Origin of the sequence: Lachnotalea sp. AF33-28, assembly GCF_003477885.1 — a bacterium.
Taxonomy (GTDB): domain Bacteria; phylum Bacillota; class Clostridia; order Lachnospirales; family Lachnospiraceae; genus AF33-28.
Genome location: NZ_QUEE01000004.1, coordinates 275,725 through 299,747 on the forward strand (window position 1 = coordinate 275,725; position 24,023 = coordinate 299,747).

General features: G+C 47.0%; 23 protein-coding genes. 18 read left to right on the forward strand and 5 right to left on the reverse strand.

Annotated elements, in window-relative coordinates; all coding sequences use genetic code 11:
* Positions 1-143: 143 nt before the first annotated feature.
* Positions 144-443, reverse strand: a complete 300-nt coding sequence (locus DWZ56_RS23770; RefSeq protein WP_442911438.1) for a helix-turn-helix domain-containing protein — start codon at positions 441-443, stop codon at positions 144-146.
* A gap of 207 nt (positions 444-650) precedes the next feature.
* On the opposite strand from DWZ56_RS23770, the gene DWZ56_RS07875 reads away from it, so the two are divergent.
* The 11 genes from DWZ56_RS07875 to DWZ56_RS07925 all read left to right on the forward strand — a co-directional run bounded on the left by DWZ56_RS07875 (position 651) and on the right by DWZ56_RS07925 (position 12,214).
* Positions 651-1,256: a restriction endonuclease subunit S gene (locus tag DWZ56_RS07875; protein ID WP_243095128.1), complete on the forward strand. Its 606-nt coding sequence runs from the start codon at positions 651-653 to the stop codon at positions 1,254-1,256.
* Positions 1,246-2,781, forward strand: coding sequence for a type I restriction-modification system subunit M (locus tag DWZ56_RS07880; RefSeq protein ID WP_118555800.1), 1,536 nt, complete (start codon positions 1,246-1,248; stop codon positions 2,779-2,781). The genes DWZ56_RS07875 and DWZ56_RS07880 overlap by 11 nt, the downstream gene beginning before the upstream one ends.
* 15 nt (positions 2,782-2,796) lie before the next feature.
* Positions 2,797-3,699 (forward strand): hypothetical protein, encoded by a 903-nt coding sequence (locus tag DWZ56_RS07885; RefSeq protein ID WP_118555801.1) that lies wholly within the window; start codon positions 2,797-2,799, stop codon positions 3,697-3,699.
* Entirely contained in the window at positions 3,699-4,229 is a 531-nt protein-coding gene (locus DWZ56_RS07890) for a hypothetical protein (RefSeq protein ID WP_118555802.1), read from the forward strand. The genes DWZ56_RS07885 and DWZ56_RS07890 overlap by 1 nt, the downstream gene beginning before the upstream one ends.
* Entirely contained in the window at positions 4,226-5,434 is a 1,209-nt protein-coding gene (locus DWZ56_RS07895) for a restriction endonuclease subunit S (RefSeq protein WP_118555803.1), read from the forward strand. The genes DWZ56_RS07890 and DWZ56_RS07895 overlap by 4 nt, the downstream gene beginning before the upstream one ends.
* Positions 5,435-5,604: 170 nt before the next feature.
* Entirely contained in the window at positions 5,605-5,964 is a 360-nt protein-coding gene (locus DWZ56_RS07900) for a hypothetical protein (RefSeq protein ID WP_147369397.1), read from the forward strand.
* Positions 5,965-5,977: 13 nt separating this feature from the next.
* The gene (locus tag DWZ56_RS07905; RefSeq protein WP_118555805.1) at positions 5,978-6,157 is read left to right on the forward strand and encodes a hypothetical protein; all 180 of its coding nucleotides are present in this window, start codon (positions 5,978-5,980) and stop codon (positions 6,155-6,157) included.
* 73 nt (positions 6,158-6,230) lie between these two features.
* Positions 6,231-7,235 carry an HAD family hydrolase gene (locus tag DWZ56_RS07910; RefSeq protein ID WP_118555806.1) on the forward strand — a complete coding sequence of 335 codons (1,005 nt, stop codon included), beginning with the start codon at positions 6,231-6,233 and terminating at the stop codon, positions 7,233-7,235.
* A gap of 13 nt (positions 7,236-7,248) precedes the next feature.
* Positions 7,249-10,350, forward strand: coding sequence for a type I restriction endonuclease subunit R (locus tag DWZ56_RS07915; RefSeq protein ID WP_118555807.1), 3,102 nt, complete (start codon positions 7,249-7,251; stop codon positions 10,348-10,350).
* Between the two features lie 2 nt (positions 10,351-10,352).
* Complete coding sequence (locus DWZ56_RS07920) at positions 10,353-11,087, forward strand: M48 family metallopeptidase (RefSeq protein WP_118555808.1); 735 nt, start codon at positions 10,353-10,355, stop codon at positions 11,085-11,087.
* Between the two features lie 239 nt (positions 11,088-11,326).
* Positions 11,327-12,214: a GNAT family N-acetyltransferase gene (locus DWZ56_RS07925; RefSeq protein ID WP_118555809.1), complete on the forward strand. Its 888-nt coding sequence runs from the start codon at positions 11,327-11,329 to the stop codon at positions 12,212-12,214.
* Positions 12,215-12,403: 189 nt separating this feature from the next.
* Here the strand turns inward: DWZ56_RS07925 and DWZ56_RS07930 are convergent, their stop codons facing one another.
* Positions 12,404-12,835: a hypothetical protein gene (locus tag DWZ56_RS07930; protein ID WP_118555810.1), complete on the reverse strand. Its 432-nt coding sequence runs from the start codon at positions 12,833-12,835 to the stop codon at positions 12,404-12,406.
* A 3-nt stretch (positions 12,836-12,838) separates the two neighbouring features.
* On the reverse strand, positions 12,839-13,036 hold the full coding sequence (locus tag DWZ56_RS07935) for a helix-turn-helix transcriptional regulator (protein WP_118555940.1): 198 nt from the start codon (positions 13,034-13,036) through the stop codon (positions 12,839-12,841).
* A 545-nt stretch (positions 13,037-13,581) separates the two neighbouring features.
* Between DWZ56_RS07935 and DWZ56_RS07940 the strand changes: the two genes are divergently transcribed.
* Both DWZ56_RS07940 and DWZ56_RS07945 read left to right on the forward strand, forming a co-directional pair.
* Entirely contained in the window at positions 13,582-13,815 is a 234-nt protein-coding gene (locus DWZ56_RS07940) for a helix-turn-helix transcriptional regulator (protein ID WP_118555811.1), read from the forward strand.
* On the forward strand, positions 13,799-14,248 hold the full coding sequence (locus DWZ56_RS07945; protein ID WP_118555812.1) for a hypothetical protein: 450 nt from the start codon (positions 13,799-13,801) through the stop codon (positions 14,246-14,248). The genes DWZ56_RS07940 and DWZ56_RS07945 overlap by 17 nt, the downstream gene beginning before the upstream one ends.
* Positions 14,249-14,262: 14 nt before the next feature.
* Here the strand turns inward: DWZ56_RS07945 and DWZ56_RS07950 are convergent, their stop codons facing one another.
* Complete coding sequence (locus DWZ56_RS07950; RefSeq protein ID WP_118555813.1) at positions 14,263-14,889, reverse strand: lysoplasmalogenase family protein; 627 nt, start codon at positions 14,887-14,889, stop codon at positions 14,263-14,265.
* A gap of 230 nt (positions 14,890-15,119) precedes the next feature.
* Between DWZ56_RS07950 and DWZ56_RS07955 the strand changes: the two genes are divergently transcribed.
* From DWZ56_RS07955 to DWZ56_RS07970, 4 genes are all read left to right on the forward strand, one after another.
* Positions 15,120-16,664 carry an alkaline phosphatase family protein gene (locus tag DWZ56_RS07955; protein WP_158584494.1) on the forward strand — a complete coding sequence of 515 codons (1,545 nt, stop codon included), beginning with the start codon at positions 15,120-15,122 and terminating at the stop codon, positions 16,662-16,664.
* A gap of 198 nt (positions 16,665-16,862) precedes the next feature.
* Positions 16,863-17,705 carry a tyrosine-type recombinase/integrase gene (locus tag DWZ56_RS07960; protein WP_176927938.1) on the forward strand — a complete coding sequence of 281 codons (843 nt, stop codon included), beginning with the start codon at positions 16,863-16,865 and terminating at the stop codon, positions 17,703-17,705.
* 325 nt (positions 17,706-18,030) lie between these two features.
* Entirely contained in the window at positions 18,031-18,468 is a 438-nt protein-coding gene (locus DWZ56_RS07965; RefSeq protein ID WP_118555816.1) for a hypothetical protein, read from the forward strand.
* 311 nt (positions 18,469-18,779) lie between these two features.
* On the forward strand, positions 18,780-20,636 hold the full coding sequence (locus DWZ56_RS07970) for an elongation factor G (protein WP_158584495.1): 1,857 nt from the start codon (positions 18,780-18,782) through the stop codon (positions 20,634-20,636).
* Positions 20,637-20,756: 120 nt separating this feature from the next.
* Here the strand turns inward: DWZ56_RS07970 and DWZ56_RS07975 are convergent, their stop codons facing one another.
* Positions 20,757-22,343: a DEAD/DEAH box helicase gene (locus tag DWZ56_RS07975; protein ID WP_118555942.1), complete on the reverse strand. Its 1,587-nt coding sequence runs from the start codon at positions 22,341-22,343 to the stop codon at positions 20,757-20,759.
* A gap of 380 nt (positions 22,344-22,723) precedes the next feature.
* Here DWZ56_RS07975 and DWZ56_RS07980 point away from each other — a divergent pair, with 380 nt between their 5' ends.
* Positions 22,724-24,016, forward strand: a complete 1,293-nt coding sequence (locus tag DWZ56_RS07980) for a dihydroorotase (RefSeq protein ID WP_118555944.1) — start codon at positions 22,724-22,726, stop codon at positions 24,014-24,016.
* Positions 24,017-24,023: the final 7 nt, after the last annotated feature.

Sequence of the window (24,023 nt, forward strand, 5' to 3'; positions counted from 1 at the left end):
AATCGGTAAGAGTGAAGCGGTAATCATGCTGGGCGTCTTCCGGAGAGTACTGATACTTGTTAAAACGTCATTTAGACCAGCTGGGGCAACCGTTACAGGCGCCGGGGGTCCGGTCTCTTCTGGAACATTTAAAAGGAACATACTCAGGGCAATTGCAGAGAGCATTTTCTGCCAAAGACACATTTACGGTAATTGTTACACTCCAGAGGCATGTTGCATTTGTGTGTCAGGGACCGGTGGAGACGAATTTCCTTACCAACGGTAGATTTATCTTTCCCAATCGTCCCAGCGATGGCGGTTTTGGAAGACCCATTGGTAATGCTGGCAAGAATGATATGTCTTTCCTGTAAGGTCAAATGGGAAAAAGAATTGGATTCACTCATAAAGATACCTGCCTTTCCAATGGCTGCCAGGTATCTAAAGTGTAATACTAAATGCCACATTCAGGGAAGTGGAAATAGGTGTAAGACTAAAATCCACTTTGCCCCCTTCAAAGTGGAAATAAACTTTTCACTTCAGGAAAAAGTTATTTATTGAACATGACAAAAAAAATTCTTGACTTTTGCAGTGGGTTTGTATATAATGTGGTTGAGATTTTCCAATGGATATTTTTGCAATGCTAAAGTTATTTTTTGCTCATGACAAAGGAGATGGCGAGACTGAAACTCGGAGATGTTGCTTCTGTTCGGAGCGGTCTGGTATTATCGCGGAAGCTTTCAAAAATGCCTACGAAATATCGATATAAACTTATTAATTTACGATCGATTAATCAAGTTGGATATATTGAAACTGAGAATGTCGATTTATATGATGCAATAGAACCGCTGAGTTCTGAGTATCTGACACATACAGGAGATGTTGTAATCCGTCTGACCGCACCATACACTGCCGTGTTGATTGATGACACTACATCGGGAATGGTAATTTCATCGAACATGGTTGTGATTCGTACGGATGCAAGCCGGATTTTGCCTGAGTACCTATACTGGCTTTTGAATACGCCTAAAGTAAAACGCCAGATATATGAAAACACTTCGAGCAACATGCTTGGCGCTGTCAAACCACGGTATTTTGCTGATTTTGAAGTGAGCCTTCTATCAATAGGAAACCAGAAGAAAATTGCGGAGTTGAACCTGTTGGCACATCGAGAATATCAGCTTCTAAATAAGCTGGCGTTAGAAAAAGAAAAGTACTATTTCAATATGATTAATGAGATACAAAAACAGATGAGAAGGGGTATTGACCATGACGACTAAAAGTGACATTGAGCGCGTTCTCTGGAGCGCCTGCGACAGCTTCCGAGGAAAAATTGACAGCTCTCGCTATAAGGACTATATCCTTTCTATGCTTTTCGTAAAATATTTAAGCGATGTTTCCAAGGAAAAGCACGACGAATACATGAAGCAGTACGAAGGTGATGAACGCCGCGTAGCACGGGCTATGAGCCGTGAGCGTTTTACCCTGGACGAAGATTCCACGTTTGACTATCTGTATAAAAACCGAAACGATTCCGAGATCGGTCAAAAAATCAATGTTGCGCTCTCCCACATTGAGGAACACAACAGTGGCAAGCTCCGAAACGTATTCCGTGCTATTGACTTTAACTCTCAGGTGGACTTCGGCGACGTAAAGGAAAAGAACGCGACTTTGCGTAATCTGCTGGAGGATTTCAGTGGCATTGACCTTCGTCCCGGTCAGCTTGGTTCTGCCGATATCATCGGCGATGCCTATGAATATATGATCGCAAACTTTGCCTCAGATGCAGGTAAAAAAGGTGGCGAATTTTTTACACCCAGTCAGGTTTCCGAGCTGGTGGCCTCCCTTGTAAAGCCAAGGGAGAATGATCGTATATATGACCCCACCTGCGGAAGTGGCGGTCTTCTGCTCAAGGCCTATAAAAAGGTATCCAGCGGTAAGGTGGCAATCTACGGTCAGGAATTGAACGCTCAGACCTGGGCGCTCTGCACCATGAATATGTTTCTTCACGGTGTTGACGATGCCCGCATCTGGCAGGGCGATACACTGGCGAACCCGCAGAACATTGAAGATGACAAACTCATGAAGTTCCAGTGTGTTGTTGCGAATCCTCCGTTCAGCCTGGATAAATGGGACAGTGGATTTCTATCCAATACGCCGGTGGATGCCAAGGGGAAAAGACAGGAAAAAATGACAGCTTCCCTTGACCCATGGAAGCGTTTTGACTGGGGTGTGCCGCCGTCCTCCAAAGGCGACTATGCGTTTGTACTTCATATGCTGGCAAGCCTTGATGCTGAGAATGGACGTATGGCGATCGTTCTGCCACATGGTGTGCTGTTCCGTGGTGCCAGCGAGGGAAAAATTCGCAGGCAAATCGTAGAATTCAATCTGCTTGATGCAGTCATCGGTCTGCCGGCAAACCTGTTCTATGGTACCGGTATTCCTGCCTGCATTCTGGTGTTTAAGAAAAACCGCACCCGCCGGGATGTGCTGTTCATCGACGCTTCCGGCGATGGAAACTATGAAAAAGGCAAGAACCAGAATATCCTGCGCGATGAGGATATAGCTAAAATTGTCGGCACCTACGATGCACGCCAGAGCGTTGACAAGTATGCATATGTTGCGTCCTTCGATGAAATCAAGGAGAATGATTTCAACCTGAATATTCCCCGCTATGTGGATACCTTTGAGGAAGAAGAACTGGTGGATATTGATGAAGTGAAGCAGAATATTGCCAGCATTGAGGCTGAATTAGCCGAGGTGCAGGCACAGATGAAGAAGTATCTGGAAGAGTTTGGCTTATAATGAAAAGAGGTTTTTATGAGTATTATTAAATCGTTTTCTGTTGGTGACGGAGATATGTTCTACATCGACCATAATAGTGATAATTTTTCTATTATTGATTGCTATATGGACGACTACAACAAAAAAGAAATCACATCGGAACTTAAAAGTAAGAGTGACAACAAAGGTATCACCCGCTTTATTTCGACACATCCTGACGAGGATCATTTGCAGGGACTGAAATACTTAGATGGTCAGATGGGAATTGTTAATTTCTACTGCGTTAAAAATGAAGCAACCAAGGACGATGAAACCGATGACTTTAAGCACTACTGCGCCCTGAGAGATGGAGAACATGCGTATTATGTCAGCAAAGGGTGCTCGCGGAAGTGGATGAATATTGGCGATGAAGAGCGGGGATGCGCAGGAATCAATTTCAAATGGCCTATCATTACAAATTCAGAGTTTAAGGAAGCGCTTTCTGCCGTCACGGAGGGAACGGGATTTAATAATATTTCGCCTATCTTTACCTACTCTGTTGAAAACGGTATTGTGGTTATGTGGATGGGTGACATGGAGCATGACTTTCTCGAGAAAATCAAAGATCAAGTAGACTGGACCAAAGTGGATGTGCTGTTTGCACCGCACCACGGTCGAGAGTCTGGAAAAGTGCCCGATGACATCCTCAAAAAAATTGATCCTCATGTTATCGTGATTGGCGAAGCACCCTCCAAGTACCTGAACTACTACTCTGGATATAACACGATTACGCAAAATAGCGCTGGTGACATCGTGTTTGACTGTAGCGGAGATAAAGTTCATGTGTATGTTTCCAAAGCTGACTACGGATATGATACCTCGTTCCTCAGTGACGAAGGCGCAAAAAATAGTGTCCTCGGAAACTATCTTGGTTCTTTCATGCCGAAAGGAGCAGTGTGATGGAGATTAAAGTACCCTTTTATAATATTTTGAATATGTTACTGACTGGCCTGATTTTCATTGGTGGATGTGTAATTATTTATCCGGATCAGACTTTAACGGTGCTTAATAATGAAATCGTCAAGAACATTGGGACAGGACCGGAGATAGTGATAACTGTATGTGCGTTTGCCGCAACGTATGAAATTGGCTTGATTATCAATCGGACTGGTTCCGTTGTTGTTGAGCCGTTTCTCAAATGGGTTAAGCTAATTTCCTTTAACGACAACTATGTTTTGTTCAACCAGAAGAAAAAGCAGTATCCCATTATGAGTACGTTTTCCAGAGAGTACGCTCTGTCACGTACAGGAATTGTGCTCTTCTTGGTGATGTTTGCCATGTCTATTAGTGCTACAAAACAACGGTTGGCTATTGCTTTTGCCGCAATAGCAGTAGTCTATTATCTTTCCTGTAGAAAGCACGCAGCCAAAATTGTGGCGCTTATGCAAGATGATAAAACCACCGAAGAGAAGAGCGGTGAGCAAAAATGACGGCAAAAGTCAAAACACGAATTGAGCAGCTCCGGCACGGAAACGTGCCGGAGGGCTATAAAAGAACAAAAACAGGAATTGTCCCCGATGATTGGACTGAAGTCAGCCTTGGAGATGTCTATACTGAGCGCAAGGAACCAGGAAATGAGAACCTTCCTCTCCTGATGGTGTCGATTCATTCCGGTGTTTCTGATGGAGAGGTCGATGAAGAGGATCTGCCCAAAAAGGTAAAGCGGATCGAGGATAAAACTCAGTACAAGCGGGCTGCGACCGGGGATCTGGTTTTTAATATGATGCGAGCGTGGCAGGGAGCTATTGGTACCGTTCGGACTGAGGGAATGGTCAGCCCTGCGTATATTGTTGCAGAGCCAAATGATATGGTTGACCCTATGTTCATGGATTATTACATGAAAACAAATCGGATGGTACACACCATTCATCGGCAGTCGTATGGTGTAACCGATTTTAGACTACGTTTATATTGGTATTCATTTACCCCTATTCGAGTTGCTCTGCCGCCAGTGAAAGATCAGCAGAAAATTGCCAGCATCCTTTCCACTCAGGAGAAGGTAATTGAGTTAAAAGAGCAGTTGCTCGTAGAAAAACAACGTCAGAAAAAATATCTGATGCAGAAACTCCTGACTGGCAAAAAACGTTTGTTGGAATTCAATGACAAATGGAAAAAGTGTAGAATCAGTGATGTTAGTTTGTATAAAACATCATCTCAAACGGCAGGAGCACTTGAAAATTACACGGGCCAGAATACATATCCTGTTTATGATGCAAATAGCATCTGTGCATATGTCGATTTTTACGAACACAGCAAAGAATATATTTCGATAGTAAAAGATGGCGCTGGAGCTGGAAGAGTTCGCCAATGCCAAGCGTATTCTTCAACAATTGGAACCATAGGATGCATTTTCCCAAAGGAAACAGTGCATATTGCTTTTTTGTATTACATTATGTGTAACATCGATTTTTCAAAATATTCAAGCGGATCGACAATACCACATGTTTATTTCAAAGATTATGGTACAGAAAAAATTTGTTTACCGACATTAGAAGAGCAATCTGCCATTGCGGCTGTTCTCTCTGCTGCTGACCATGAGATCGAACTACTGCAAAAAGATATTGAGGCAGAGGAGAAAAAGAAGAAGTCCCTGATGCAGCTTCTGCTGACAGGCATTGTGAGGGTTAACGCGTGAAACATTTTTTCCTCAATCACTTCGACACCATTCTGATGGTTTTCATTACGATATTAGGTTTCATAATTACCTATTTCATGACTCGAAAGAATTTTCGGGATGAAGTCAAAAAGGGTAAAATTACGCTTAATGCGGAAGCAATAAAATCATTGCCCTATGAGATTTGCCAAATGATGAATCGGATGCTTCCTAAAGGAAAGCAGAAACTGCTATCAGTAGATGAGTATTCTGAAATACTATCTAAGGTGCTCTCGTATGGAAGTAAAGACACTGTTGCAATTGCAATACATATGCAACAGTTATCATATTCTAATGCTGATGGAACAAATGCAGAAACAGGATGGGAAATGATATCTTCTTACTCTTTGCTTATTACTCAAATTAAATATGATCTGACATCAGAGATAATATCGCCAGAAAGTTGGTTTTACCTAAAGATATCTGATTACAAAAAACTACAACCACAAATAAAAGCTACTATCAATAAAGTTGTAAATCAATTGCGATTGAACAAAGAATTCCATGTGTAGGAGGTGAGACACAATGGCAACGAATCCCCCAAGTGGTGATGGCCACAGAAATGGCGCAGTCAAGGGCAGAACGCAGAGTTTCAATCCCAAAACAGGACTCTACACAAAGCGTGATACCAAAACCGGACGGTTCATGGATGTAAAGATGACCGGCGGCAAGTTTAAGGGTGTCACCAAGGAGAAACAAGACTAAGCACAGGAAGCGAGGCGGGATTTTCCCGCCCCGATATTCCGGCTTTTATATAGCGCCGTGAAAGGAGGCACTTATGTACGAAAAAGCAATTGAAGAAATCCGAGCCCAAAAGCCCAGAATGGCAATCTGTTATGATTTTGATAAAACGCTTTCACCTGATGATATGCAGGCATTCACGCTGATTCCCTCGTTTGGAATTGATAAGGATGATTTCTGGAAGGATTCCAACAAACGAGCGGTGGACAACCTGATGGACAACAATCTTGCGTGGATGTATGAGCTAATTCGATATTCAAAATTTAAGGGTAAATCGCTGCGCCGCGAATACTTTCATGAAGCGGGGACACATGTGCCTCTTTATAAAGGCGTTGAGACATGGTTCGACCGTATGAACAAATATGCTGACAGCAAAGGAATCGTACTGGAGCATTACATTATTTCATCCGGCTTGAAGGAAATCATTGAGGGTAGCAAGATCGCCTCTAAGTTTAAGAGAATTTACGCATCTTCCTATATGTATGACCCTGATGGCATAGCGGTCTGGGCCACGCAGGCAATTAACTACACGAACAAAACGCAATATATCTTTAGAATTGCCAAAGGCATTTTTGAAGAGTATGACGAGCGTGTAAATGACAGTATGCCGGAAAACCAGCTTTATGTTCCTTATGAAAACATCGTTTATGTTGGCGATAGTGCTACCGACATTCCCTGTATGCGTTTGGTGAAAAGCAAGGGTGGATACGCAATTGGGGTGTTTGATCCGCAAAAAGACAACCGAAAAAAGGTGTATCAGCTTTTCAACGATGGCCGAATTAACTTCTATGCTCCGGCAGATTACTCTGCCCGAAGCAGTATGTCTCAATACATGAAGCAGATCATTGATGAGATTTCGGCTCGAGAGGCAATTAAGACTGAGCAAGCGGTGATGAACATACCTGCAAGCGCATACAAAATGTTTACTGATACACAGAAAATGATCGGACTGGTTCCCGAAAAATTGCCTGCAAGGGAAAAGAAAAAGCTGGATGAAGGTCTTGAGGAACTCAAAGGCTTGATTGAAGGCAATATTGACTAAGGTTGTGAGAAATATGGATCAAATACTTCGACCAGATTTATATCTTGAAAAGAACGCCAGCCAGCAGCCTGCCATTGATTTGCTGCGCGCCATGGGCTATATCTACATATCTCCGGAGGACTGCGCCATGCAGCGTGGCAGCAGCTACCATGTGCTACTCCGAGATATTCTGCGTGGCCAGTTGCGTCGACTCAACCGCTACATCTACGCTGGCGCAGAAAACGAGTTTTCTGCCGCAAATATTGAACGTGCCATGGAGGATCTGGACGAACCTCTGACAGATGGACTTGTTCGTACCAGTGAGAAGATTTATGACGCACTGCTGCTGGGTAAAAGCTATCCAGAAACTGTGGGTGACGGGAAAATGCTCAGTTTTAACCTTAGGTACATTGACTGGGAACACCCCGAAAACAATCTTTATCATGTGACGGGGGAATATGTCGTTGAAGGTCAGGACAAGCAGCATAATGCTCGCCCTGATATTGTGCTGTTTATCAATGGTATTCCCTTTGCGGTGATCGAATGCAAAGTGCCGCAGATTTCCGTCGATCAGGCGGTAGAACAGACCGTGCGTAATCAGCAGGCGGACTATATCCCTCAGCTCTTCAAGTACGCTCAGATCGTTATGGCCACCAACAAGAATGCTGTCAAATACGCCACAGCCGGAACTCCGAAAAAGTTCTGGAATGTCTGGAAAGAGCAAAACGAAGCATTTATGAGTCGCCAGCTTGTGTGGCTGCTTGATGACCGTATGCCCACAGAACAAGATAAAAACATTATTTCACTGTTTAGCAAAGAACGTGTCATGGAGATTATGCGGTATTTCATTCTCTATGACGCCAATGTCAAAAAAATCTGCCGCTATCAGCAGTATTTTGCAATTAAGGAGATTGTAAAAACCATTGGTGAAATCGACGAGCGTGGCAATCGTCAGAGCGGTGTTATATGGCATACGCAAGGCAGCGGCAAGAGTTTGACCATGGTCATGCTGGCAAAGTATATCCTCATGGAGCTAACAGACTGCCATCCCAGAGTTGTAATCGTCACTGACCGTAAGGAACTGGACGGGCAAATTGCAGCTACATTTGCGCACACACGGTTGAACCCTGCCCGTGCTACCAGTGGACGGCATCTTGTTGAACTTGTAAACAGCGGCAAAGCGGATGTGATTACGAGCATCATTAACAAGTTCAATACCGCTGAGCGTATGGCGACTAAAAACGAGTCCAGAGATGTCTTTATTCTGGTGGACGAGAGCCACCGTTCAAATTACGGCCTTATGGCAACTAAAATGCGCAGCGTATTTCCGAACGCTTGCTATATTGGCTTTACCGGAACGCCTTTGATGAAGAAAGAAAAGAACACCATGTCCACGTTTGGTAAGCTGATCCATAAGTACACGATAAAAGACGGTGTGGACGACGGAGCTATTGTTCCACTTATCTACGAGGGGCGTTTTGTGGATCAGAATGTTGATGAGGAAAACATTGACCTTTGGTTTGAGCAGACCACTAAGCGGCTGACAGATGCGCAGAAGGAAGACCTGGCAAAAAAATGGAGCAGTATCCGCCGCCTGACATCCACCGATGCACGGATTAAGCGTATTGCCCTTGATATTAACACTCATTTCATTGAGGGCTATAAAAATACCGGATTTAAGGCTATGCTTGCCACGAACTATAAAAGAGATGCGGTTCGCTATCTTGAATGCTTTGAGCAGTTTGGTGACCTGACGTGTGCTGTGGTTATCTCACCGCCGGATATGCGCGAGAGTGTTGATGACATGGATGAGGGCACTGACGATAAGGTCGTGGCGTACTGGAACAAAATGATGCGTCAGTACGGCGATGCAGACCGTTATGAAGAGGCTATAAAAAACAAGTTCTGCGATGGCGAAATCGACATTCTCATCGTTTGCAGCAAGCTCCTCACGGGATTTGACGCACCCATTTGCCAAGTGCTATACATTGACAAAGAACTGAAAGAGCATGGTCTTTTGCAGGCCATCGCCCGCACTAATCGGCTTCACGAAGGTAAGGACTATGGCCTGATCGTTGATTATCGTGGACTGATTGAAAAGCTGGATACTGCGATGGATATGTACAGTGGCGCTGGCCTTGAGAACTTCGACAGCGGAGACTTGAAGGGTGCGGTTGTGGATGTTATGTCATCGGTCGGAACCTTGCGTGATTCGTATACCCGACTGGTCGAACTGTTTGTCGCTGTTCGAAATAAAGCGGACGCAGAGGAAGTGGAAGTTTTTCTTGCGGATAATAAGATTCGCGAGGACTTCTATAATCTTTTGTGCGCCTTTGGAAAGGCTCTCAATCTGGTGTTGAATTCTGAGCAAGCTTATGCTGCTGTTCCGAAGGACGAACTGAAAAAATATCAAAGTACGTTTATCTTTTTTGCAAAGGTGCGACGCAGCGTAAAGATCCGTTATTGCGATGCCATAGACAACAGCGAGTATGAACCACTGATGCAAAATCTTTTAGATACCCACTTATCTGTAGCCGGTGTCCGCCAGATTACAAGCCCAATCAACATTCTAAATAAAGATGATTTTGAAAAGGAACTGGACGAGCTTGGATCACTTCGTGCGAAAGCCGATGCAATCACAAGCCGCATGACAAAGAGCATCAGCGAGAAGTATGATGAAAATCCCGCCTACTATGGCAGCTTTTCCAAGAGAATAAAGGATGCATTGGATCAGTATAAAGAACAAGTGATTACAGAGGCTGAGTATCTGGCCAAGATGCGTACCATTATGGAAGATTATCACGCTGGACGCAGTTCTATAAGTTACCCGGAATCCATTAAGAATAATGTTCATGCGCAGGCATTTTACGGTGTGCTTTCTGCCATTCTTGATGATGATAAGTCTGTAAGTGTTGAGCCGGATTTTGTCGCAGAAATAGCTGAGGAAATTACGAAGATCATCGCAAAGCATAGCCAGGTGGACTGGACAAACAACAAGACCATTCATGATCGCATCTCACAGGATATTGATGACCTGTTTTATGAGTACGAGAAAACGCGCGGAATGAAGCTCTCATTTGATGTGGTCGACAAGATCATAGAGAATGTCAAAACCGTTGCTCTGCGGAGGTTTTGAGGATGACATCAATTTCAATCCCACGCAAAGTCATGTTCGATGAAAAAGAGATCGTCTATCATTTGGAGCAAAAGCCAGTCAAAAATTTGAATCTTCGAATTAGAAAAGACGGCAGCGTCTATGTATCAGCAAATGATAGTGTTCCAGTTGATAAAGTGGACGAATTTGTGGTCAGCAAGGGAGCCTATATTCTATCCGCTTTGCAACGATTTCAGGAACTGGCTCAATATCGTCCACAAGCAAAACAGTATATCAGTGGAGAGACATTTTGCATTTTAGGCCGAGGGCTGCGGCTGAAGGTTGTAGAAGGCCCAAAAAATGCAATCCATTCAGACGGTGTATACATTTTTCTTCAGGTAAAAGACACCACAGACGTAAAAAATAAAGAGCGCATTGTGGTGCGATTTTTAGATCAACAATGCAAAGATCAGTTTGGTGAGATTATGGCGGAAATTTATCCGCTGTTTCAGAAATACGGTGTAGCCCAGCCGACACTGCGCATTCGTGATATGGATACGCGATGGGGTTCATGCCTATCGAAAAAAGGAATAATCACATTAAATAAACGGTTGCTGGAAGCTCCCCGAAGCTGTATTGAGTATGTGGTGATGCATGAATTTTGTCACTTTATTCACCCGAACCATTCCAAGCAGTTTTACGGTTTTCTTGCTATGCTGATGCCTGATTGGAAGGAACGTAAGGTGGTACTTGATAAGTGTGCAGAATTTTGGCTGTAAATTATTAACTGTTATAATTTCGTGGCAACACCATGGCAACAAAAAATCAGATAGCCCAAACTATTAGGATAATGAAAACAATGTAAATACTTTGAGCTAAAACCCATAAGCAAAACTGTTTAGCACACGCTGAACAGGAGCGAGTGGGAATAAGTGACCTGCTTTTTCGGTCAAAAAGAAGCGTCGGTTGAACTGTTACCGTTAATTTCCACTGCCGCAAAAGCAAAGGAGACTTTTGTATGAAGATCACAATAAGAAATTACAGACCGTTGGCTGATTTTGAACCAATCAGACAGTTTCTGATTGCCAATCACCGTTTCCATAATGCAGACGGAAACTTTTATCCCTCAGAGTGGGAGTATATGCACACCCATAGTCTTGCTCCATGGACGGTGTTTCCACGGATTGGTATTTGGGAAAATGAGGGCGAAATTGTCGCTGTCGCCAATATGGAGTGGTATCTCGGTGAATTTATGCTGCAAATCAATCCGAACTATAATTTTCTTAAGCCGGAGATTTTGAGTTATGCGGAGGAAAACTTATCGAAAATAAATGAGGACGGTACAAGAACCTTAAGGCTTAGCAGACTGCACGATACCGATACGGAGATGAAGGCGCTGCTGTTGGAGAGAGGGTATCATCTTGTTGGCAGCGAGTGGAATGGCTTCTTCGATCTTTCAAACGAGATTCCTGTATGTGCGCTTCCTGAAGGCTTTACGATCGTAAGCCTTCAGGAAGAAAATGATCTTGAAAAGATCAACCGCGTCATGTGGCGGGGATTTGACCATCCCGGCGAGCCGCAATGCGATATTGATACCCGGCGGGTGATGCAGTCAGGTCCGCATTTCCGCCCGGAGCTGAACCTGGTTGTCAAAGCCCCTAACGGTGATTACGCTGTCTATTGCGGTATGTGGTATGAACCGGAATGCAGGGAGGCATATCTTGAACCCCTATGCACGGATCCCAGCTACCGGAGGCTAGGTCTGGCAAAAGCCGCCCTATACGAAGCTATGCGCCGGACTCAAAGCATGGGAGCACTTTCCTGTATTGCAGGAGGTCAGCCTTTTTATGAAAAGGTTGGTTTCGTACAGGAATTTGTAAAACAGGATTGGGAGAAAACGTGGTAAAGAGGATGCCGGAACATTCAGAAAACAAGACTGGCCGGTCTGGCAGGAGTGTGTGGGAAACATGAAAGAAACCGAAAAGCCCTTAACTGTGGATAACGCAGTTAAGGGCTTTTCGGCGGTGCACCGGTTGGTCATCCTTGTCCCTGCGGATGGCGGACATGGTAAATGCCTGCACAGATCTGTCGGCATCTACAATTCTTTTTCCAACCTAAAACGGTAAAAAACACCGTAACCTATTACAAACAAATACGCACAAATCAAGAGAAGTATAGCCCTTAATTCCACATTCATCAGTGCAAAAGAACACATTATGGCACCGAAGACAAATACCATCATATCATATGCACGAGCTTTTGACTGATTTGCAATGCTTACATTTCGTTCGTCTTTTTCTTCAATTTCTTTCTGCTTTTTAAGTTCCGGATGTTTTTTAAATGCCCTTTCACCAAGGATATTTCCCATACCTCCGCCAAAGATACCGCAGCCAATTCCTACACAAAGATAGGGCAGAGTAAGCATAACACCTTGCGGATTATCAATCACTTTTAACGAAATCAGTCCAATAATTAATAATATTAAACCGGCAATAGCAGAAAAATAATTCGCTGCATTTTTTTTCAATGTTCATTCCTCCTCATAAATAAAAATATCCTCAATACTCAGTTCAAAATATTTCGCTATTTTGAACGCTAATGTAATGGAAGGATTATACCTTCCGTTTTCCAGTGATCCTATGGTTTGTCTGGATACTTCTAAAACAGCCGCCAGTTCTTCCTGGCTGATCCCCTTGCTTTTTCGCAGTTCATCCAATCGGTTTTTCACCATTTCACCTCCTCGCTAGACTGCGATGGAAAGTCAACTTTCCATCATAGTATAACACAGCGTTTTCGAAATGTAAAGCAAACTTTCCATTTGTGAAAAGCTATTTTTGTTACGAATCGTAACATATCATTTCGTCTATCCAAATACTTGACATCCGGTCGGATCCGCGTATAATATGAAGTATACTTCATGTGAAGTGAGCTTCATACAAGGCATACATCATATTCATGCGCAGATCACGACGGATTTTGTTACTGTTCACGTCGTTCACGTCTGCCGATAAAGCAGCGTATGACAGGCCAGAGTATGGTCCTCATAGGGATCCCGCAAAACCCGCACAAGGAAGCGCACTGATGTGCGCGCAGGTCATCAACCTGGCGGTTGGTGACGATCTGCGCGCTTCACGGAGCGAGAGCGCGTCCCAATGAGGACCATACTCTGGCCTGTCATACGCGGTAGGTTTACGACAGCCGTGCAGACAGTAACCGGATGAATTCTGCATGATCTAAAAGCAAAGAGACACAGTGAACAAAAGGAGCGGAGCCATGAAAAACAGGGTGAAAGAACTGCGCATGGCCGCAGGCATGACACAGCAGCAGCTGGCGGATCTGGTACGCGTATCCTCCCGGACCATCATCTCATTGGAACGGGAACAGTATAATCCGTCCCTTCTGCTTGCTTACCGCATTGCGGAGATTTTCGGGACATCGGTGGAAGAACTGTACTGTCTTAAGGAAAATAAAGAAAAGGAGGATGAGAAATATGAAGGGCTATGCTGACAGAATTAAAAAAAGAATCGGGTTTCTTTGGGCGGCTTTTGCGGCAATGCTGGTTTATATGGTGGTGATAGGAGAACTGGGATTGGGAGACAGCAGATATCAGACGCATCTGGCGGAGGCGATCAGCAGGATCATCTTTTTCGGCGGCATGATCTGGATTCTGTATAAGATCCGCTGCAATCATAAACTTCTGAAAAACAGCCTTGCCCTGAAGCAGGAGGCTGTCAGGGAAATGGATGAGCGCAGGCAGTGGGTCTACGACAAGAGCGGCGGCATCGTGTTTGACATCATCCTCTATATCCTGCTCATCTTTACCTGTACGGCGGCGCTGTCCAATATGGACGCCTTTGGGCTGTCCTTATCGATCCTTGGCCTTTCCATACTGGTGAAGCTATGCGTTTATATCTATTATGACCGGTTTTACGGCGGCTGACCGCCAGGCCGCCGTTATCCGCGCAGCAGGATCAATATCTGCCCGACAGGATAAAACCACCATACCGCCGACTGAAGCCGCGGCGAGGTAATACCCAGGAGCCTGTGGATGCCGATGAGAAGATCCGATATAAAAAATGACAGCGCTCCAACTGCGGCGATCCAGGCAGTCCCGCCGGCGGAATATGCGAAAGAGGAGATGGTTTCGCAGTTAGCTCCGATCACAGCCATATAGACTATGGCCAGAAGATACATCTTTTTATCCGCACTGCCCTTTTTAAACGCCGCGGCGCCGACCGTTAAGCCTGTTGTGAGCACGAGCGCTGCGGCGGCAAAAAATCCCGGATTGAAATATGGAAAGCCGCTGCCCAGTATCACATTTAAAAACGCACAGAAATATAGAAAATGTGCGAGCATGAAAAGAGCTGCGCCCACATAAAAATACCGTACCGGCATCCGATCGCCGATCTTTTTAAAATTCATCAGCACAATATCCCCCATGGTCGAAAACGCCATGGCCGCAAGGCAGAGCATACGGTCACCGGTGGGAAAAATGAGCGCCATCACAAGTGCGAACAGCGATAAAAGCATTGAGAGCACAAACGATCCTGGCAGACCAAACCATTCGAAGTATTTCTGCATATCTTTTTCTCCCCTCCTGTTTGTTCCTATTATGCGACTTTCCTCCCTACCTGTCAACCGGTACAATCCAATTGATAAAATAAATTTACAAATATATATTGCCGAATGTGCAATTATGGACTATAATGACGACGAATATGCGGTCACAAGGTGTACATGGCCATGATAAGAGCGCTGGTGAGGACCGGCCGCATGGATGGATATCAAAATGTCAGGGGGATAGGAAAGGAATGGATAAGTTAAAGAAACAGACAAAAAGAGTCATTCTGTTTGGAATTGACGGCGCAGGCACTTTTTTTGAACAGGCGGAAACACCGAATATTGACCGGATTTTTAAAGAAGGGGCCGTTTCAAACCGTACGCTGACGGAGCTGCCCTCCATAAGCGCGGAGTGCTGGGGCTCCATGCTGCACGGAGTGGACTGCACCATGCACGGTCTGACAAATTCGATTGCCGGATCAGTTCCTTACCCTTCGGATTCGCCGTATCCGTCGGTATTCCGGGTAATCAGAGAGGCGATGCCAGATGCGAAGCTGGCTTCTTTCTGCGATTGGAGATCGGTGAATAAGGGGATCATCGAGGAAGGACTCGGCGTTTATAAGTACAACGCGAAGGACTACGATCTGATTGAACCGGCCATAGAGTATATTAACGAAAATGATTTCACGCTTCTGTACTTCCAGTTTGACAGCGTGGATGGCAAAGGCCACAGATTCGGCTACGGATCAGCGGAACATCTGGAGATGATCACAGTAAATGACGGCTATATCGGCCGCATTGTGGATGCGGTTGAAAAGCGCGGCTGGCTTTCGGATACTCTGATCCTGGTGGAGGCGGATCACGGCGGGACGCCCAATAACGGGGAGGGCGGAAGCCATGGCGGGTCCACGGATGCGGAGAAATATGTCTGCTTCTATGCCGCCGGCAGCAATGTATGTAAAACACATCTTACGAATATGCGGGTCAGAGATACGTCTCCGGCAATTCTTCATGCGCTTGGGATACGGCAGCCTGACGGATGGACCGGGCATGTTCCGGAGGGATTGTTTGCGGACGGTATGGATGAGATTCCCAAAACGGAGAAATCCTGCGATATACCCCCTCGCACGGCCGATGTGCCGATGGAAGAGAACGGGAAATATCTGACGGCTTTTGCAGATTTGGATCCTGTGCTGTACCTGCCGATGGAAGCGGATGGGCCCTTTCCGGAGGGGACAAAGAGGCATGGCAAGCTGTATTTCGTAGACGGTATCAGGGGACAGGGGATACGTTTGGAAGACGGATATCTGTCCATGCCATGTCCTTCCCTGACGGATGGTTTTTCTCTCATCTGCTGGGTCCGGCCGGATGCATCCCTGAAACGTGGGATCATAGCCGGCATCGGAGCATCTGTCCGGAATGAGGATCCCGAACCGGTATTCTGTCTGTCGGTTGGATCGGATACGGTTTTGCTGGAAGAAAAGGGCATATCTGCAAAACCTGCGTGCCCTGTGAAAGCGGCGGTGCCGGTAAATACGGCGGGCAAGTGGATTTTTCTGGCGCTGACGGTCGACATAACTAACAGAAAACTCACCGTATGGGTTGATTTTGACAGAGTCAGCGTATGGGATCTCCCGCGGGATATGCGGCTTCCAAAGGATGCAGGGCTGTTTATAGGCTGGGAGGAGGCTGATTTATCCTGCTGCCTGGCAGCTGTTCTGGATGATTTCTGTATATGCAGAAAAGCGCTTGACAGTGCGGATATAAAGAGATTCAAAGAATATTATCACAGATAAGCAGGCTTCATGATACTATTGTCTGAAATGGGGAAATATAAAGATGGCCGGCTTCTCATTCAACAGGAAATTACGGAGTGATTTCCTATTGGCCCCCTGCGCTGTGCATGGCGGCAGGATACGCCCAAATGTGCGCAAAACGCACATCTGTTCTGTGCGGAGCCGGCCGGCAATCATCGGACAATGGAGGAACCTGGGATGGAAATTACGCAGTACACAGTAAATGTACCGGTAACAGAATTTAAAAATTATCTTTGGAGCGAAGAGAAGAGTCCGGCTACAGTGGAAAAATACGTGAGGGATGCCAGTGCTTTTTGTGAATATCTGAAGGACCGGCCTCTCTGCAAAGAGGAAGTGATCGCATATAAGAGGAATCTGATCCAGCGGTATGCCGCTGCCAGCGTCAATTCCATGCTGGTATCGCTCAACTGTTATCTGCGGTTTATAAAAGCGGAGGGATGCTGTGTTAAGCTTTTAAAGATCCAGCGGCAGATGTTCTGTCAGGAGGATAAACTGCTGACAAATGCGGAATACAAGCGGCTTGTAAAGGCTGCCGACAGCACCAGGCTGTCCCTGGTGATCCAGACGATCTGCGGGACCGGCATCCGGGTCAGCGAGCTTAAGTATATTACGGTGGAGTCGGTCAAAGCCGGAAAAGCTTCGGTGGACTGCAAGAACAAAACCAGGGTGATTTTCATCCCTTCCCGGCTGAAAAAACTTTTGAAGGGATATGCAGGCAGAACGGGCATCAAAACAGGACCTGTGTTCATTACAAAAAGCGGAAAGCCCTTAAACCGGAGCAATATCTGGAGGGAGATGAAGGCCTTGTGCAGCAGGGCCGGTGTGCCCGCATCGAAAGTCTTTCCTCATAATCTGCGGCATCTGTTCGCCAGAACCTTCTATTCGCTGGAGAAAGATATCGTTCGCCTGGCGGACCTGCTGGGACACAGCACCGTCAATACCACCCGGATTTATACGGCAGAAACAGGGGAGAATCATCTAAGCCGCCTGGAACGGGTACAAAAAATGCTGGCAACATAATCACGATTATGTCGTCAGCGGATGCGTCCTTTATTTTAAAATTATAGCATAAAAGCAGTGTTTGGCAATACATACTTCGAAAAAAGTCAAAAATAAGAACTGGCAGGCGGCAGACTTTTTAAGAAGAACAGAAAAAAGAAAACGAAAAACAGACCGGAGGCCCTGCCAGGCTGAATGCCGGTCTTTTTTTCGTCCATACTGTTATGCATTTTCGGTCCTGCCCGGTACAAATAGCCGCGGCGCCCAGAGCATTTAGAGAGTTAACAACATAATCGTGATTATGTAATAAAAGGGCGGATTAAGCGAAACGTCAGGGGGAAATCAGGTGAAGTACGCGGACAGAATCAGAGCGAAGATAGCAGCCTTAAGCGCAGCAGGGGCAGCGCTTTTACTATACGCGGCGGCGGTCGGACAGATGGGAAACGGCAGCGGGGGAATCCGCTGTGGGGATTGGTTCTGCCGGGCGGCTTTGTGCTGCGGCCTGCTCTTCATCCTGTATAAGATCCTGCATCAGAAAAAGCTTCTGAAAGATGTTCTCTTAAAACAGCTGGACGGGCCCGGAGAGAAGGAACGGCGCCGGCAGAGGCTGTATGATAAAAGCGGAGGTATACAGGCCGATCTTTTCGCCTATATGCTGCTGATATTCACCTGCACAGCAGCTGTTTCCGACAGAGGAGCATTTCAGATGGCAGCTGTCATCCTTACGCTGAACCTGCTCCTTAGGCTGTGCATTTATATCTGCTATGATAAACTGCGGTTGTAACGCTGCAAACATCATAAGCAGCTTGACAAAACAACAGGATGTGCTAGAATAAGGTTAATCATTTATAAGGAGGCTGATTTTCTATGAGTAAGACAAGAGTATACGGGAATTTCATAATAATTGCGTCAGCCTGCCTGGAGTTTAAATAAGACCTGGATATGTCTTTTTTAACCACAGTCTCAGACTGTGGTTTTTTTGTGCTTTTAGAGTCCTTTTTCATGTTAAGGACAGTATGCACACACGGCCATGGCAGACAGTCCCGCTTCCCATAAGGGAATGTTACGGCTGGCGAAAGAAAGATGTGCATATATATGGAAAACAGAATATTGAATCTGGGAATTATGGCCCATGTGGATGCCGGTAAAACAACGGTGACCGAGAGCATCCTCTATCACTGCGGCACCACACAGCAGATGGGACGTGTGGATCATGGAAATACGGTAACGGATTCTATGGAGCTGGAGCAGAGGCGGGGGATGACGATCCGCTCCTCTACAGTATCCTTTGAATTAAACGGCATGAAGATCAATCTCATAGATACGCCCGGGCATATGGACTTTCTGGCCGAGGTGGAAAACTCCCTTAGGGTGTTGGATGGGGTGATTCTGGTGATCTCCGCCAGAGAGGGCGTGCAGTCTCAGACCAGAAGGATATTCCGCCAGCTGCGCCGGATGAAGCTGCCGGTCATCCTCTTTGTGAACAAGATTGACCGGCCCGGAGTGGAGCCGGAGGAGGTCTGCCGCAGGATCAGAGAGACTCTGACGGACCGCTGCCTGATCATGCAGGAGGCTTTGGCGGGAAAGGACTGCCGTGTACGAAGCTATGGCTTTGATGAGGAAAAGCTCTGTGAACAGATACTGATGCGTTCAGAAACGTTGATGGAACGTTACCTGGAAAATGATAGGATCCGGCAGGAGGAGTATCGGGGATGGCTGCGTTTCCGTATACAAAAGTCCTCGCTTTACCCGGTATATTTCGGCGCGGCGCTTAAAGATGTGGGTGTCAGGGAACTCCTGGATGCCGTTTCCCTCTGGTTTTCGTGCGGGGGGAGAGTGCGCAGAGAGGAAACGACATCTGCTTATGTATATAAAATCGAATGGGATGAGCGGCATCATAAAAAAGCATACCTGCGTGTGTTTTCCGGCAGCCTGCGGCTGCGTGAGAAAGAGCGAAACTGCAGGCTGGGTGAACTGTTTACCGTAGGCAGCCTGTACTGCCTGTCGAAGGGAAAAGAGCAGCCGGCGGTCAGGGTGGAAACGGATGATATCGGCATCCTCTATGATGTGGAATGCCTAAGATGCGGTGATTTTATCGGCTGCAGCCGGCCCCTAAAAGGCGATGGAAATATAGCGGAGCCCCTTCTTACTGTCTGCATCCGTCCGGCGGATCCTAAAAAGCGCAGCCTGCTGCTGTCCGCGCTGCAGGAGCTGATGTGTGAGAACCCCAGCCTTGCGCTTTCAATACGGGAAGGAACCGGCGAGATTATGCTCAGGCTCTTTGGAAAGCTTCAGATCGAAATCCTTCAGAATATACTGGAGGACAAATATCATCTGGAAGTTCTCTTTAATGAGCTCTCCACCGTGCAAAAGGAGAAACCTGCGGCTCCTTCTTCGGCCGGCATCCGTGAAGGTGACCGGGGCAATCCCTATTATGCCGGTATTGTGCTTCAGATCGAACCGCTGCCGCCTGGCAGCGGCATACAGTATGAAACGAGAGTCTCTTTTGGCTTTATTGAGAAACCCTTTCAGAACGCTGTGAGAGAAGGTGTGGAAATGGGCGCCGCTCATGTTCTGGAACATGAGCTCACGGATACGCGGATAGTCTTTACGGATGCCGACTATGACAGCGTTATGGGGACGCCTGCCGCATACAGGAGGCTGGCCCCGCTGGTGCTTAAGAAGGCACTTGTAAAGTCCGGCACCCGCATCCTTAAGCCGTATATGCGGTTTGATCTGACCGCGCCGGCCGTCTGCGAGAGGGAGGTGCTGAAGGCTTTGGGCAGGATGAAAGCGGAAATAGCGGAGTCTGCTTATGCGGGCAGCGAAATTATCCTAAGCGGGGGCGTGGAGTATGAACCCGCCAGGGATTTTTATGCAAAGCTGATGTCCATGACCGAAGGAAACGGTTCCTTTGAGATGCGCCTGTCGGAGTATCGGGAGCAGAGATAGCTAGAAGAACAAAAAAAGAGCCGGGCATCAATGGTGTCTTGATGCGTGAGCTCTTTTTTAGTGCGCCGGGCGGCGCACAGTATGCCCGGCAGATCCCGGCCCGTTAAAGGGAGGGGCGGCTTATTTACGGTTGGCAGGTTCCATGTTGATATTCTTGCCTTTGATTTTTGCCTGGTTCATGGAGGTCAGCACGTCTTCGGCGTATTCTCTGGGAACCTCGATAAAGGTATATTTATCGTAGATATCGATGGCACCCACCAGTCTGCCGGGGATACCGCTTTCGCCGGCTACGGCGCCCAGGATGTCCTTGGGGCTCACCTTCTGAGATTTGCCGATATTGATGAAGAGGCGCACCATGCCGTTTTCCGCGCCCGTATTGTCCAGATCATATTCATCTTCATCCACGCTGCTGTCATTGTCCTTAACGGCCAGTTTGAGCAGAGCGGCGGCGATGTCGAGGGCCGTATAGTCCTCATCGTTGATCTTTTCCTCTATGGCGTTGATCAGCGTGGTCAGATCCTCATTTTTGATAACCGTATCGGCCTGCTCCAGCAGATTGCCCATCTTAGTCATGGCCACATCGTTCATGGACGGGATTTTCTGCGCGTAGATCTTGGTCTTGCAGTAGCGCTGGATCTCCTTCAGCTTATAGACTTCTTTGCCGGACACAAAGGAAAAGGCCTTCCCGGTGCGCCCTGCTCTTCCGGTCCTGCCGATGCGGTGCACATAGTACTCATCGTCCTGGGGCAGATCATAGTTAAATACCGCTTCTACGTCGTCCACATCGATTCCTCTGGCCGCCACATCGCTGGCCACCAGGATATCGGTCCTGCCGTCACGGAAGCTCTTCATCACGCGGTCTCTCTGGGCCTGCTGCATGTCTCCGTGAAGACCTGCGGCGAAATATCCGCGCCCAACCAGAGCTGTCACCAGCTCATCTACCTGACGCTTTGTATTACAGAAGACGAGGGAGCGCTTGGGCGCATGAATGTCCAGAAGCCTGCAGAGCACCTCTTCTTTATTCTTCGGCTTGCATTCATAATAGAACTGGTCGATGCTGGGAACCGTGAGATCTTTTTTCACTACCTTTACGGTAACGGCGTCTTTCTGATATGTTTTCGCGATATCCAGGATCGCTTTGGGCATGGTGGCCGAAAACAGCAGAGTCTGGCGTTCTTCGGGCATTTCCTTTAATATGGTTTCTATGTCGTCACGAAATCCCATATTGAGCATTTCGTCCGCTTCATCCAGCACCACGGTATGCACACTGTCCAAACGCAGCGTTTTTCTTCTCATATGGTCCATCACGCGGCCGGGAGTGCCGATGACGATCTGTACGCCGGCTTTCAGTGAGCGTATCTGCTTCACGATTTCCTGTCCACCGTAGATCGGCAGAATCTTGACAGCGCTCATATACTTGGCCAGGTTGCGCATCTCTTCTGCAGTCTGGATGGCTAGCTCCCTGGTCGGGCAGAGCACGAGTACCTGCAGCTCTTTGGATTTTACGTCTATCTTTTCCAACACCGGGATTCCGAAAGCCGCAGTTTTGCCGGTACCGGTCTGCGCCTGACCGATCAGATCAATGCCCTGCATGGCGGCAGGAATCGCCTTGGCCTGTATGGGAGAAGCCTCCTCAAAGCCCATGGCTGCCACAGCTTTCAAAATTTTCTCGGAGAGACCTAATTCATTAAATTTCACAATTTCCATAAATGATACATATTCCTTTCTATCGGGCCCCATATCACAGTAGTCCCGCACAATATGCGGAATAGGGCTAACTAATTAACTATACATGCATTGTGCGGGAATGTCAAATGTTTTATTCTGTTAAGATAGTAACGTTTGTTACTATTCACAGTTGCCATAAACTTCCCGCGCATGTCGGTACAGAGTATGGTCCTCATTGGGACACGCTCTGTACCGACATGCGCTGCTTTATCGGCAGCCGTGAATAGTAACTAACGTTTGAAAAGTGATTGAGAACATAGTTGAAATATGCTAAGATAATACAGAGACTGCCTTGAAACTGCAGTCGATTTGTGTTAGAGTATTAGCGGCGCAAATGGATGGAAGGAAAGGAATCTATCATGAGCTTACTGATTAAAAACGGAAGAGTAATTAACCCGGCGACGGACACCGACGGCATCATGGATCTCCTGATTGAAGGAACCAGGGTCGTAAAGGCAGCAAAGAATATACCCGAGGAAGCGGATCAGGTAATCGATGCAAAAGGCCTGTGTGTTGCACCGGGTTTTATTGATTTACATGTGCATCTGCGTGAGCCCGGATTTGAATATAAGGAAACGATTAAAACCGGTTCCAGGGCGGCAGCAAGGGGAGGCTATACGAGCATCTGCCCCATGCCCAACACAAAGCCTGCTATTGACAGTGCGGATATGGTGAAATTCATTATAAATAAGGCGAAGGAAGATGCGATCGTGCATGTGCTCCCCGTGGGCGCCGTGACGAAGGGGCAGCAGGGCCAGGAACTGGCGGATATCGCCGGCATGGCAGAAGCGGGAGCTGTGGCGATCAGTGAAGACGGTAAATCCGTCATGAACGCCAACCTGTATCGGGACGCGATGAAGCTGGCAGAGGAACACTCGCTGCTTGTGATGGCTCACTGTGAGGACATCAACCTGGTAAACGGCGGCTGCGTCAACGCGGGTCCGGCGGCAGAGCGGCTGGGAGTAAAGGGGATCAGCAATTCCGTGGAGGACGTGATTACGGTGAGGGATATCCTTCTGGCTAAGGAGACGAAAGCTTCTCTGCATCTGTGCCACTGTTCCACAAAAGACAGCGTATCGTTTATCCGGTGGGGAAAAGAGGAAGGTGTAAAGGTGACCGCAGAGGTTTGCCCCCATCACTTTTCCATGACCTGTGACGAGATACCCGGAAACGATGCGAATTATAAGATGAACCCGCCTCTAAGGGCCAAAGAGGATGTGGAGGCGTTAAAGGCAGGGCTGCATGACGGCGTGATCGACTGCATATCTACGGACCATGCGCCGCACAGCGCAGAGGAAAAGAAAAAACCTCTGGAAAGTGCGCCCTTTGGAATTGTGGGGTCTGAGACCGCATTTTCCCTGTCCTATACCAATCTGGTAAAAGGCGGCGTCCTGACACTGCCGGAGCTTATTGAGCGCATGAGCACCGTGCCGGCCAAGATACTGGGAATCGGTAAGGGGGATATATCGGAGGGAAAGACGGCGGATCTTGTGCTGTTTGACCCTGAAGCGGAATATGTGATCGACGCGTCGGAATTTGCCTCCAAGGGGAAGAACACGCCTTTTGGCGGAAGAAAGGTGCAGGGCAGGATCTGCATGACCATCGTGGATGGCAAAGTCGTTTATGACGCGTCCAGAGGATTTATAGGATAATAGCGCG